The sequence below is a fragment of the Halobacillus sp. A5 genome (assembly GCF_024189315.1).
Classification (GTDB): Bacteria; Bacillota; Bacilli; order Bacillales; family Halobacillaceae; genus Halobacillus_A.
This window is the reverse complement of record NZ_JAIZEO010000003.1, coordinates 464,391-478,538: the sequence shown is the minus strand read 5'-3', so window position 1 is coordinate 478,538 and position 14,148 is coordinate 464,391. Positions and strand designations below refer to the sequence as shown.

8 protein-coding genes are annotated in these 14,148 nt (G+C 36.8%); 4 read left to right on the top strand and 4 right to left on the bottom strand.

Annotated elements, in window-relative coordinates; genetic code table 11:
* The first annotated feature begins 57 nt into the window (after window positions 1–57).
* The 3 genes from LF822_RS14115 to LF822_RS14105 are packed head-to-tail and all read left to right on the top strand — an operon-like array spanning window position 58 to window position 4,212.
* Window positions 58–1,530, top strand: coding sequence for an O-antigen ligase family protein (locus LF822_RS14115; RefSeq protein ID WP_253924708.1), 1,473 nt, complete (start codon window positions 58–60; stop codon window positions 1,528–1,530).
* Window positions 1,517–3,028, top strand: coding sequence for a murein biosynthesis integral membrane protein MurJ (gene murJ / locus LF822_RS14110; RefSeq protein ID WP_253924707.1), 1,512 nt, complete (start codon window positions 1,517–1,519; stop codon window positions 3,026–3,028). Before LF822_RS14115 ends, murJ begins: the two co-directional genes overlap by 14 nt.
* Complete coding sequence (locus tag LF822_RS14105; RefSeq protein ID WP_253924706.1) at window positions 3,025–4,212, top strand: glycosyltransferase family 4 protein; 1,188 nt, start codon at window positions 3,025–3,027, stop codon at window positions 4,210–4,212. The genes murJ and LF822_RS14105 overlap by 4 nt, the downstream gene beginning before the upstream one ends.
* Before the next feature lie 20 nt (window positions 4,213–4,232).
* Here LF822_RS14105 and tagH read toward each other — a convergent pair whose 3' ends face one another.
* The 4 genes from tagH to LF822_RS14085 all read right to left on the bottom strand — a co-directional run bounded on the left by tagH (window position 4,233) and on the right by LF822_RS14085 (window position 10,863).
* Complete coding sequence (gene tagH, locus LF822_RS14100; protein WP_253924705.1) at window positions 4,233–5,042, bottom strand: teichoic acids export ABC transporter ATP-binding subunit TagH; 810 nt, start codon at window positions 5,040–5,042, stop codon at window positions 4,233–4,235.
* Window positions 5,043–5,057: 15 nt separating this feature from the next.
* Complete coding sequence (locus LF822_RS14095; protein ID WP_253924704.1) at window positions 5,058–5,873, bottom strand: ABC transporter permease; 816 nt, start codon at window positions 5,871–5,873, stop codon at window positions 5,058–5,060.
* A 79-nt stretch (window positions 5,874–5,952) separates the two neighbouring features.
* Window positions 5,953–7,998 (bottom strand): CDP-glycerol glycerophosphotransferase family protein, encoded by a 2,046-nt coding sequence (locus LF822_RS22985; protein WP_305881981.1) that lies wholly within the window; start codon window positions 7,996–7,998, stop codon window positions 5,953–5,955.
* Between the two features lie 39 nt (window positions 7,999–8,037).
* A complete protein-coding gene (locus LF822_RS14085) occupies window positions 8,038–10,863 on the bottom strand; it encodes a CDP-glycerol glycerophosphotransferase family protein (RefSeq protein WP_253924703.1) in 2,826 nt (941 codons plus the stop codon).
* Window positions 10,864–11,357: 494 nt separating this feature from the next.
* Here LF822_RS14085 and LF822_RS14080 point away from each other — a divergent pair, with 494 nt between their 5' ends.
* Window positions 11,358–13,928 (top strand): SH3 domain-containing protein, encoded by a 2,571-nt coding sequence (locus LF822_RS14080; protein ID WP_253924702.1) that lies wholly within the window; start codon window positions 11,358–11,360, stop codon window positions 13,926–13,928.
* The last annotated feature ends 220 nt before the right edge of the window (window positions 13,929–14,148 follow it).

Here is a 14,148-nt window from a genome sequence, read left to right as displayed (position 1 = left end):
AGAAATTTTAAAGGTTTATGATAGAAGATAGGCACCATTTAATTTGGGAGTGTTTAAATGAATGACTTTAAAAATTGGCTATTTCCTTTACATATCATCCTTATTGCTGGTGGCATTATATTACCATCTGAATTCATTGGTTATGTAATAACAGCTATTATCATCTTTTCCACTCTGTATTCTTTAAAAAACAGTCTTTCTCTATTATTTGTACTTTTTCCATTACGACCATTTATTGTTGAAATAAATGGCGGCCTTGCTTACTTACCAGACCTTATTGTTCTTACAATTGTATTAATCATAATTTTTACCAGGAAGTATTCCTTGACGTATTGGTTTAGAGAATATCGATGGGCTGCATTGTTTATTTTATTATTAACTGTTGGTTTACTTTCAGGTCTTCAAACTGGGATTACCGTACCAGCCGGCATATTTCAAATTCGCTCATTGACCATTACTTTACTGCTTATCGTAATCGGTAAAGAAATCTTGTGGTCAAGGACTGATTTGAACCGCATCATACTTGTTTCTATTGGTACGGCTCTAGTTATTTCTGTCCATGGTTTAATCGAAAAATTAAGTTTACGAAATTGGCTTCTGCCCGCTTCCTGGAAAGATTGGAATTTAGCTGCTGCGAATGAAATGCGTATATATGGCTTGATAGCTAATCCTAATGTTCTCGCAACCTATCTTATCATAGTATTTTTCAGCACTTATTTGTTAAAAAACACCTGGCTGAACAGCAGACTTCTAGTTATCCTTCGTATCGTACTCGCCGGCACAGCATTACTCACTTACTCCAGAGGAGCCATACTTGCGTTTACTTTAGGTGCTGTTGTTTATATTATTTTGCGAAGAACTTGGAAACATGCTCTCACGTTACTTTTTTATGCCTTTGTCAGTTTCTCACTAATTTATTATCCTGTTGTTTTAGCTGCCGAAGGAATTGAGGAGTCAGGTTACTTTGATCAATTCGCTGAAGAGAAGAACAATACTGCAGATGAATTAAAAGAAAAATCGCCGGACCCTGTTGTTAAAGAAAATAATGTGCTAATTGAAAGATTTAAAGAGATGTTTTCAAATGACACAATACAGGCTAGTGCAGAATGGGGGCGCATTTACGTTGTATTAAAAGGCATCGAAATCTTCAGTGATCACCCAATGTTCGGGAGTGGATTCTCTACTTATGGTGATGCCGCTGCACAAACATATGAATCACCTTTATATGAAGAGTATGGGATCCCTAACCATCTTTACACAGACAATCAGTATATTTCTCTGTTAGTAAGTACAGGGGTTACAGGTGTTGTTCTAGCTTCCTCCCTCCTATTCTTACTAGCCAGTAAATTATTGAGAGTCGATCATACCTTGTGGAGAAGTATAAGCCTAAGCGCTTTGGTCATCCTGCTCACCTCCGCTTTATTTTATAATATCTTAGAAGATAAAACATTTACGCTTTACTTCTATTTCATGATAGGTTACGTATTAAACAACAAAATAAACTTGGAGAATTGTTATGAAATGGATTAAATTATTCGGAATCATCACCATCCTATCAGCTATAGGCAAGTTACTTGGGTTCTTCAGGGAAGCCTTTATTGCATCGCTCTTTGGAGCAAGCGAGACAGCCGATGTCTTTTTTGTTGCCTATTTAATACCGACTATTTTGTTTACAGCTTTAGGCACTGGAATTCAAGCAGGGATTATACCACTGTATATTCAAAAGAAAGAAAGTTCACCTTACGAAGCAAATATTCTTCTCAACAAATTAGCAGCCTTATTCCTGCTCGTATCATTAGGGATCACTATAGCAGGTATGGTCGTTGTAAAGCCAATTATATTTTTATTTGCACCTGGTTTTTCTGCGGATCAATCCGATTTAGCTGTTGGTCTTACTCTGGTTATGATGCCGTCCCTGTTTTTTATGACGGCTCAATCTTTTGCGCAGGGAATATTACATGCCAGAACCAAGTTTGGCCCTCCCGCTTGGGCACCTATCGTTAATAATGTAGGCATTATTGTAAGTATGTTCCTTTTGTATCAATGGTTAGATATATACGGGCTTGCTGCTGGTGTTCTGATTGGAAGCGTTCTTCAAATTGCAGTCCAATGGCCATTTCTTCCCCTTAAAGACTTTAAGATCATCTGGCCGTGGAAAGAGTGGGCCTCGCTAAAATCACTGATTCAACCATTTTGGCCTATCATACTTGCAGCTTTGATCGTCCAACTGAATAGTGTAGTGGATCGAGTTGTTGCGTCGTTTCTTGCCGAAGGAAGTGTTTCTGCCTTAAACTATGGCAACCGGCTCCTCTGGCTTCCGTTAAGCATCTTATTGATGCCTATTTCAACTATTTTATATCCCCAACTGGCGCGGATGGCAGTAAGTCAAGTTCGCTCTTTCGTTGACCTTGTGCATAGAGGAATTTCTATTATTATTATCCTTTCAATTCCCGTCATGGTTATCATGCTTGTGGAAGCCGAACTCCTTGTATCAACCGCTTTTCAAAGAGGGGCTTTTGATGAGAAAGCCGGTGCTCTGACTACTACAGCTTTTTTGTTTTATTCTATAGCTCTTCCTTTCTTTGCATTGCGTGAATACTTAATGAATAGTGTATATGCTTATCACTCCAACCATACGGCACTAAAATCGTGTGTTCTGGGAGTTGGCGTAAATGTGGTTCTAAGCATTGTGCTGGCTCCGGTTTACGGAGTGGGCGGAATAGCTTCAGCTACGAGTATTTCGATGCTTGTCCAATCTGCCTACTTATACTTTAACCTTTTAAATAAAACGGGTCCTGCAATCACAAATTACTTCAAAGACTGGGCAAAATGCGCAGGTATCTTCCTAATTATTTTACCTTCAGCCTGGTTCCTGTCTCAATTAATCCCATCAATGTCTAATTGGGTGGAGTTGGTCATAATAACGTTAAGCACATTTACCATTTATAGTATTTTATTATGGGTATGTAAGGTAGCTATTTTTAAAAAGGAATGGAATAATTTAATGAATAGAGGTGCAGCATCATGAAAATTCTAATCACTACAATATTTGACTTCCCTCATGAAGGAGGCCTCTCAACTCATATAACTACTCTTAAAAAAGGGTTGGAAGAGGATGGTCATTCTGTGGATGTACTATCTTTCTCAGATGTCCCGAATTGGAAAAGGAAACTGCTGGCCCAGGGTCCCGGCTTTATAATAAACAAAGTAAAACACGGCAAAGGCCAGCTCTATAACGATCTTCAACGCAAAAAACTACTCGCCTCCATGATTCAAGAAAGAGCTGAAGCCTATGACGTTATTAATTCTCAAGACATATTTGCAACCCACGCTGCGTTGGAAAGTCCATTACCCGTAACCGCCACGATCCATGGGTACTATACCTATGAAGCGATCAGCCGGGGGGCCGTAAATCCAAAAACATGTGAAGCTGAAGAAATGATGGGTTTAGAATGTCAAGCTTATTCTGGTGCTCAAATGAATATAACTGTTGATAAGCGCATTTGTGACTATTTAAAGGAAACCTCAGGGACCCAGGCACACATCATACGAAACTTTATAGACACCGAACAATTTAATAAATTCCCCCAGTCCGGACAAACCAGACAGAAACACGCTCTCCCTGAAGACGGTTATATGTTATTTGTCCCACGGAGGTTAACAGAGAAGAATGGTGTTATGTATCCGCTTCTGGCTTTACGCGAAATCATTACTACACACCCCGAAGTCATACTCGTATATGCAGGCACCGGTGAACAATTAGGAACATTAAAAAATAAAACGAAAGAACTCAAACTTGAAGATAATGTTTATTTTCTTGGATCAGTTGCTCACGAGGATATGGTTGAACTCTACCAAAGTTCTCAAATCGTCCTCATTCCTAGTGTTCACTCGCATGGTGTAGAGGAAGCCACGTCCATTTCCGCAATTGAAGCAATGGGCTCCGGCACACCTGTTATAGCAGGTAAGATAGGCGGGTTAAAGGAATTAATTACTCACGAAACCGATGGCTTACTATTTAGTGACCGTGATACATCAGAGTTAGCCCGTCAAATCACGTATCTTATCGAAAATCCTGAAATAGCCAATGCATTAGCCAGGCATGCTAAACAAAAAGTAACCACTTATTTCTCTCATACTACTGCTTCGAAGAAATTTATTCAGCTTTATACTCAAGCTATTGAAAAAAAGAGCCTTCCCTCTTCATCATAATGAGGGAATGCTCTTCTCGGTTATTTTAACGCTGGTTGTTTGCTGCTTCGCTCTTTCATTACTTTTTCCTGATACTCTTTCTTATCCTGCTTGGACATCTTTTTGAATTCTTTTAGAAAATCATCATAGTGATCAAGCACTTCAGAAGAAGGACCATATTCCTTCACTTGTCCAAATTCCAGCCAAACCACTTTCTCACAAAACTTTCTCATTTGCCCTATCGAATGACTGACGAAGAACATAGTTTTACCGCGTTTTTTAAATTCATACATTTTGTTTAAGCTCTTCTCTGCAAAAGCTTTATCCCCCACAGACAAGGCCTCATCAATTAACATGACATCGGGGTCCACATTAACTGAAATAGCAAAGCCTAAACGCGATTTCATACCGCTGGAATAAGATTTCACAGGTTGGTCAATAAATTTCTCCAATTCAGCAAATTCAATAATACCATCTTCCAACTCATTGATCTCACTCTGACTGAAGCCTAACATAAGAAGCTTCAGTTTAATATTTTCTCTTCCTGATAACTTATTATCAAGACCTGAGTTAACTGCGATAAGAGCCGTCTGTCCTTTTACTTCTACGGAACCTTCAGTTTCCGGCACAACTCCGGCGATGATATTAGATAAAGTAGATTTACCAGAACCGTTCACTCCAATAAAACCTACAATATCCCCTTCATCTACATCAAAACTGACATTTTGGAGAGCATAGAAGTCTTCTCCATATGACTTACCGGGAACAATTAAGTCCAGGAGACGTTCACGAGGATTTGAGAATAATTTATATTTTTTTGAAACGTCACGCACAATGACGGATTTCGCCATAGAATCACTTCCATTTTATAGAAAATCTATGAAATGTCTGCGGAACTTAACATGAAGAGCCGCTCCAATTATGAACAGCACGGCAATCACTCCTAGAAAATACATCGTGTACTGCCACTCTTCAATGAAATACCATCCTTGTCCCAGCAAGGAGGTACGGTAAGACTCCACTACATAGTAAAAAGGGTTAATCTTCATAAGCATCTTCAGCCAGTTTAAATCTTCACCAAATTGACTGACATCCCATAAAATCGGTGATAGGTAAAGCAGCATTCTAAGTGTTGACTGTAAGAACATTTGAACATCCCGCACAATCGTTGCCAACGTTGATGTAATCAACGAGATCGCATACAACAATGCCAATACCCCAACCATATATAGAGGAATCTGAATGTAGTAGATACTAATCGGAAAACCAAGAATGTTCAAAATAATAATCACCAGAGCTAATAACATAAGATGAGGGTAAAACTTTGAGAAAATAACATAACTCGGAATCACACTCATCGGAAAATTCATCTTTGAAAGCATTTTGATCTTTTTAAAGATCGATTTTGAAGCTTCTAACAATCCTTGATTGATCATAAACCAGACGACTATACCCGAAAGCATCCACGGGAAGAAATCAATGCCGCCTTCGCCTACACGATTACGGATCCCAAACCCGAACACAAACCAATAAATTGAAATTTGAATGGCTGGGTTTAGTAATTCCCAAAGCATGCCTAAATAATTATTCATGTTCGAGCTTTTTATTTCATATAAAGATAACCGTCTAACCAGGTAAAAATAATTCACTTGTTCTTTAATTACGGTTAAAGCAGACTTCATAATGGTACCTTCCTTAATCCTTCAAAGATCTTAACACCGTCAAATTATACTAAGGTTTGACTAGAAAAACAACAAATGATTATTTAAACACAGTTTCTACTACTCGTTTAGATGATTCCCCGGTTTCCCAATCACAGAAACGTCCGTAAAACTCTTCAAACGATTTACCCAACTGAAAATCATTCTGCTCAAATTCTTTTATAGAATCTATAACTTCAATTGTTGTTTTAGCCAGCGGTCCTGGAGCTTCTTTTTCCAGATCCAGATAGAACCCCCTCAGGCTGTCACGATACTCATCTATATCATAAACGAAGAATATAATTGGTCTTCTTAAATTTGCATAATCAAAAAATACGGAAGAGTAATCAGTAATTAGAATATCCGATATTAAATACAGATCACGAATGTCTTCATATTTTGAGTAGTCAAAAGCAAATCCTTCAAAAGGTCCCAGATCAAAGTTTTCAGCGATTAAATAGTGCATGCGAAGCACAACCACATACTCATCACCCAGCTCATCTCTCATTTGCTGCAAATCAAGACTTAAATCAAATTTATATTTACCTCTCTGATAAAATTGATTGTCTCTCCACGTAGGGGCATACAATACAACTTTCTTGTCTAATGGAAGATCAAGCTTTTTTTTAATTTGGTTAATAGTTTCTTGATTATTTTCTTGAATTAAATAATCATTACGAGGATATCCCGATTCAATCATATTTTTACCAAACAAGAAGGCACTCTTAAATATCTCACTTGAATAGGCGTTAGGAGCGACCAGATGATCCCATTTATTGGCTTCTTTAATAAAATTACTCTTGTACTTCAACGTATTCGTTCCAGGCATGTGCACTTCTTCCATATCTGCCGCAAGACGCTTTAATGGGGTGCCGTGCCAGGTTTGTACATATTCTGTACCCTTGGGCTTTGGCAGCCAATTAGGCAGTCTCGTGTTAGTCACCCAGTATTTCGCTCTTGTCATAACAAGAAGCCACTTAAGCGAGAAACGCCTGACCACAGGAAGTCCTCTCTCAACAAATTCCTCGTAATGCCTGCGATCTGCACTCCAAATAAGGTTATAGGCAGGAGTATGCTCCTTCATATATTCATAAATCGCTCTCGGACTGTCACTATATTGTTTACCATGAAAGCTTTCAAAAACAACTAAGTTATTCTTACCTGGTAAGTAACTAACAATTTGAAAGACATTTTTATAAAACTTTAATGCCCGTTTTCCTCTTCTGGCTTTAACTACTTCTTTCTCTACTTTATTAGCAAATTCTTTCACTACATTATCCTCTAGCATGTGGACCGTTAAATATCCAGCAACTTTACTAGTAGATATCTTAAATTTTATATCTAAATCGTTTATGGACGTAATATAAATTTCATCCAGAGATTCAGTACCGTAGTATTTCAGACGTGGAGTCTCTCTCCACATGGTTTGATTACCATCAAAAGTTTCGAGCTCTAAAGAGCTGATCAAATAGTTTGGGAGCTCTTCTGTTATGGTCCCTGCTAGATCAATTTCTGAAGAAAATGAATGGAATCCCGGTTTTGTATTTTCTTTTACCTCTAAAGGACAACGGGTCTCAACGTTTACTGCATCTTTTAGTAAAAGGTGAGCTTCACTTACGTTATTAAGGTTTACATTTTCTATTAACCCTTCGACTTTCAAGCTGCCTTCTTCAGAAATTTCCACATTATTTATACCGGCAAAAAAGTCTATTTCACTGTAACGAAATGACACATTACCTTTTTTAGTGATATAAGGATGGAACGTTTTTCCACTCTCTTGTTCCTTAATTCTGACATATTCGATTGCGTTATTCGCAGGACGGAGTCTATGATTCCCTTCACCATTTTGCAAGTAAAGATCCCAAAACTCCCCATTCAGCAATTTACTTTCCCATTTATTGTAATCAAGATACCCATATAAAAGCCTTAGGTTATCATTTACTTCTTTTTCAAACAATGGAAGGTTGATTTCCTCTGAGGAATAACGGTTGATTAAAATTAACCGATTGATTCGATCATCTTCTTTAGAAATTGGAATATAAATAGAGATCTTTCCGCTTTCATGCAATTTTATATCTGCCACACTTGGTTTCAAACGCTTTTTCATTTTAAAAACGACCCCTTTTACCTATTTAAAAATACTAAACTAAACCTTTTGGATTCTATCGTACACTCTTTGGCAGTTATTTTTGTCTATATTAGAAAATATTAAATGCTTTTGGTTAGAAAACTGCTTTCTTTCTTTAAAGTTGTTTTTCACATAGTTTGTTATCGTTTTTATAAGTTCGCCTTCTGAGAAACATATATCTCCGATAAATGTTTCTTCAATCGGCCTTAAAATCCCTTTACGAAAAAAAGAATCCTGATCAAAATGATAAAATACTACTGGTTTGGACATATAATTAAAGTCAAAAGAAACAGAGGAATAATCCGTGATCATTAAACTATTTTCTAGTAGAAGGTCTTGTATCCGTCTTTCTTCTAATTTTATAACATTAATTAAATCATGCTGAATCTCAAAATGTTCTACAAACGGCTGCATACGATAATGAGGAAAGAAATTCAGTTCTACATTATACCGGGTCAGCATCTGCTGAAGGCTTTCATTTTGCAGCATTGATTTATACATTTTATAGTAGTCTGAGTTCAGAAAATCCCGTTCATTGAGCAGCCACTCTCTCCAGGTGGGAATAAATAAAATTGATTTCTTATTTTGCTGCTGATCAAGGAGAGAGTCGAATCTAGTCAGTCCTGTAATTTCTACTTCTTCTTTATTATACCCTAGTTTTTTCTCTACTAAATTCTTTTCACTTTGAGAGCTCACACAAAACAAGTGAAACGGGTATTTATAATAATTTTTGTGGTATTCCACATTTTTTCTTCCCAAAACCCCATGTTGTAAAAAGATTCTTTTACCGTGCTTGTATGAACTAAATTCAATTCCTTTAGCAGGCAGGAAATATTCTAAATCATGCGATCCTATTAAAGCTGTAGCAGATGCTGCTACTTTATAGTGCTCCATTGAGCCCATTTGGATTACATTACCCAGATGTTCAATTTCGGCGTAATCTTTGGAGTCAGGATCAAGGGCATAGTAAATATTCATATTTGGGTAGTATTCCCGGCAGAATTTAAAAAAATGATAGCCTGTGTCCTGCGCTGTATTATAACGTTCTCCTATCAGCCACAGTTCCTCTTTCTCTTCTTCTATATCTTGAGATAAATACTTCATGGCTTCAGTTGGAATACGATTTGTTTCAACTTTAATGTTACCACTTGGAGTGTAAGTCAAATATACTATTTCATAGTCATTTTCTCTTGAAATAACTTCCCGGTCCAAAACATCATCCTTGAAGTATTCAAACTCCTCACGTCCTAGTCTTCTCTCTTTTGTTATTCCTTTATATTGAAACTGCACGTATATATCAAATACTTTCTTCACTTGATTGGTGGATGAAAGGAAATCATCCAGGTCAATTTCCAGGTAGAATCCGCTATGGCAATAGCTATAGCCAAACCTTTTCAGGTCATTCCTAATTCCTGCTAAAGGAATAATGTAATCCTCCTCATTTTCCCTATCCCGAAGAATTAAATTTCTTTGTAAGTCTTCTTTTTCTATCCATTGTACAGTATCCAGATATGCAAAGCCGCTCAGCATTAATTTACGATTATTTAACCTGCAGCTGTCAACATTACGTTCCACACTTAGGTCTTTCTGAACGATAGAAAGCTGGTCATTCACAGTGGAATACATATAAACCTGATTAATTGTTAATGATTCAAATTTAATTCTTGATTGATAGGCAATTTCTTTAGAATTAATCTTGAATCGATACCTTATTACTTCATCCAGATAAGGAATCGCAAGGTAGATATCCCACCTATGCTGATTATTTTCATTAGTTAGAATCAATTGTCGATAATCTAATTTAAAATCGAACAGAAAATTATTATTCTCATCTTTTACAAGCTTAATTGCTTCATGATATTCTTTTCCATTGTTTCTTTTTGCTATAAGAACCCGAGCTTCATCAATTCTATGCTTCCCATTTAATTGGATATCTTTTAAAAGTCCGCTGCACCTAATTTTAAAATCATCAACTACTTCTGTTTCCACATTTTCCATTTGAACTGTTGCTGCCTGTACTTTAGAAGATAGAGTATCATTCTTTGTTTTATATAAGACGTTCCACCTTGATTCTCTTTGAAGATGAAAAGGATGATTGTTCAAACCATCACTAGGTTTCATATTCTCCATTTGAATGCGGTGCTTCTTCTTGTCACTTACTTCAAGATAATAGTCCCATGTTCCTTTTGAAGGTTTAAACTCCTTAAATTCAAGGTCAGCATGCCATTCATTTCCCTTTATTTCCGCGGGCAGTTCATAGGATAAGCTTGACCCTCTTTTCTTCATTATAATTCTGCTATTCGACCGCGTTTCCGAATCAGCGAAGAGCCATCCTTTTACTTTTGCCTGGTTATTATCAAATTGAATACGATTAACACTAAGTGGTAAATCATTTGATTTTTCAAATTCATACCTTCTGAAAACTTTCACACTAACGTTACCTTTAACGGTGATGTACGGCACTATTAAATGATCTTCTTCTTCCAGGGAATGAGATATTCCACTAATTTCATTTCCCAGGTTCTCTGTAGGTTTCAACCTTCGTTCCTCTGCTTCTGATCTTACATAAAAAGCACATTTTGACTGCTTTATTAAACCACTTTTATTTATATTAATTACTGCCTTACCCTCTTGATCTATATCTGCTTCATAAACCAAACTATCGTCAGTCATGTCACGCATAAGCAGTTTTGAATTTGCACTGGCTTCTGTAAGCATTATGTATAACTCTTTATTACTTGTAATTATATTTATTACTTTTGGATTCTCATTCATGGTTTGTTCTTCTTCATCTTGAGAGCCATTGCCTTTAATTTTATGAATGAGGTTTCTAATACTGACCATTTGTGTTCCTCCCAAATATCCTGTGAATCCCTATTTCACGCGAACTCCATAAAAACTATTTTAAACATTATCAAATAACACATCAACTTTCGGGACTTTTAGAATTCCTTCCTATTTTACAATTGTTTCAATACAAACCCTTCTAAGTACTTTAAATAAAGATAATAAGTTAATAACCTATCAAACTTCTAGTCTAAAACTCCCTCATCCTCAAAAGAAACCGTGAATGTTTTTACGTATATTAAGCAAAATGTATTATTTTTCGTCATATTTCGTTCATTTTTTTGTAATGTGATGTTATACTATGTCCATAATAATGAACAAAAAGAAAATAATAGAAGTAATTTAATAACTTTGTATGAGATCGATTCTAACAATTTCCTCCAATGTTACCAGTGATTGCTTTTAAAATTCTTTTGAGAGGGTGAGGCTTATGAATCATTCTACTTAAAAGTAATCATTTAAAAAATAGTAACTAGGAGGTATATATGTAAATGCAGTCAAGCTTCTCAAAATTGTTATTGGCTTTGTTCTTAATACCATTATTCGTTTATGTACCAGAATTAGGGGACTCGGTCCAAGCTGAGGAACAGATTAAAGGAATTGCCTTAAAGGACGATACTACTGTATTCAGTGATACAAACAGAAATTCAAACTCATTAAAACAGTATGATCAGGGGCACATTCTAAGGTACCGTGAGTATAACAGCAACTGGTATATTGCCACTGTTTACTTAAACTATAAAGCTCACACTGGTTATATACATAAAGATGATGTAGAAAGTGCAGTATCTTCCCAGCAATCTTTAGAAGGAAGAGCCAATACTAACGTAGTAAATGTTTACAAAAACGGGAGCACTAATTCAAAGGCTTTAAAGTCTTATGGGGAAGGTCATATTTTAAAATATAAGACCTTTTCAGAAAACTGGTATGAAGCTACGGTTTACTTAAATTATGAACCCCACACCGGCTATATACATAAAAGTCACGTTGAAACCTCTGTTCAAGATCAAGAGGATTTAACTGGGATTGCTTTAAATGAATCTACCCACGTGTATTCAAAAGCATCAAAGAATTCAAAAGCTTTAAAGTCCTACTCTAATGGAACGATTTTACAGTATAAGTCTTACCTGGGTGATTGGTACGAAGCTACCGTTTATTTGAACAACGAGGCTCATACAGGCTATATCCATAAGAATGATGTAGAAACCGGTCAAACAAACGGGCAGAAAGGGTCAGGCGTCACGCTATTAGAACCTACTCAGGTTTATTCTGATGCATCCACAAGCTCAAATGTGTTAAAAAGTTACTCTCCTGGTTCAGACATCAATTACAAGAGATATTCAAATAACTGGCACACGGTAGAAGTTACAGTTAATGGGGAGAAAGAGAATGGTTATGTTCATAAGAACCATGTTGAACAACCTGCTAAATCAAACAATGACTACCGCGGGATTGGTCTTCAGTCTCCGACTCACGTTTATGAAGCGGCATCTACTAGTTCTAATCCATTAAAATCTTATGATCAAGGTAAAGTACTACAATATAGAGATTTTTCCTCTAATTGGTATGAAGCCACAGTTTATTTAAACAATAAGGCTCACACCGGTTACATTCATAAATCTCATGTAGAAAACCTTTCCGGCAGTCAGGAACCAGTCAGAGGTTTAGCAGCAGTTAATAACACTACGATGCATCAGTATGCTTCCAAGAGTTCCAGCAAGCTAGAAACCTTTGACAGAAATGACATCCTGAACTTAAAAACCTTCAGCAATAATTGGTATGAAGCAGAAGCTTACATTAACGGCAGCAGCCGTACAGGCTATATCCACAAAGATCAAGTGAGTGTGGAAGACTTAGTCTATGAAACTACCAGCTATGATCATCACTTTGAGGACGTTCTCGATACGCAGATGACTCGAACACCAAAAGCTGACGGTGCTGGATTAGTAGCTGCAAGTGAGGAGCAGGTGGAGTATTACTTAAACCCTAAAAACGTTGATGAAAATTCCACCAGTTTTTATCAGTTTTTAAAACTATCTCAGCCTGCAGGTTTAAGTGCTTCAGAAATTAATGAAAAAATCTTGTACAACTCTGAAATATTAAAAGGTGAAGCTTCTTCTTTTGTCCAAGCTGGTCAAACACATGATATAAACGAAGCTTACCTTATCTCCCACGCAATTCATGAAACAGGCCACGGGTCTTCTAAACTAGCTCAAGGTATTCCAGTGGATAATGATGGTAACGTTGTAGATGAAAGCGAAAAAACTCATACTGTTTACAACATTTACGGTATTGGAGCGTATGATGACTCACCTATTTCTGGTGGCGCTAAACGTGCTTTTAATGAAGGATGGTTCTCTCCTGAAGAAGCTATCATAGGAGGAGCACAGTTTGTGTCAGTCAATTATGTCCACCGTGGTCAGGATACGCTGTATAAGATGCGTTGGAACCCTGATAATCCCGGCGATCACCAATATGCGACTCATGTTGCATGGGCAGATATTCAAACAAGAACCATTGCCAATATCTACGATGCCCTTGATAACTATGTTCTTGTATTCGATGTTCCTTCATATGATGGTCAGCCTTCTTCTATCCCTGAGCCGGATCCAGAAGATCCTGAAGGAACCTATATTGATTATCCTGATAAGGTAAAAGGTGAAGTTGTGGTAGAATCCGGATCTAATTTGAACCTGAGAAAAGGTCCTTCAACTGATGATTCAATCTTAAAATCTATTCCTAATGGCTCTCAGATTGAGGTTATCGGGACTAACGGTTCCTGGTATGAAATTAAATATGACGGTACAACCGGCTGGGTAAGCGGTGAATTTGTTAAACTGCTTAACTTACTTGAAGTTACAGTATCCGACTTAAATGTCAGAACTGGATCATCTATTAATAACCAATCAATTGGTAAACTACAGAATAATGAATATGTAGCCGGGGTACTAAATAAAGATAACGAATTAGTTACAGATAATGAATGGTATATGATTTATTATGACGGTCGTGAAGCATGGTCGAGCAGCGGTACGAATAATAATTACATTATCGAAAAATAGACAACAAAAAAGATTCTTTCAACCTACGTTGAGAGAATCTTTTTTTATCCTTCAATCATCACAGGAGTTTAGGTTCATTTTTTGTAATCTTTCATTCATTTTTTCGCAACACAATGTTATACTGTGTCACTGTATTGTAAAGTTATGAATCTTCCACCCCAATAACTTCCTCCGTCATCATCAATTTCTAGATTATTTTGAAAGGGTGAGGCTTCTGTTT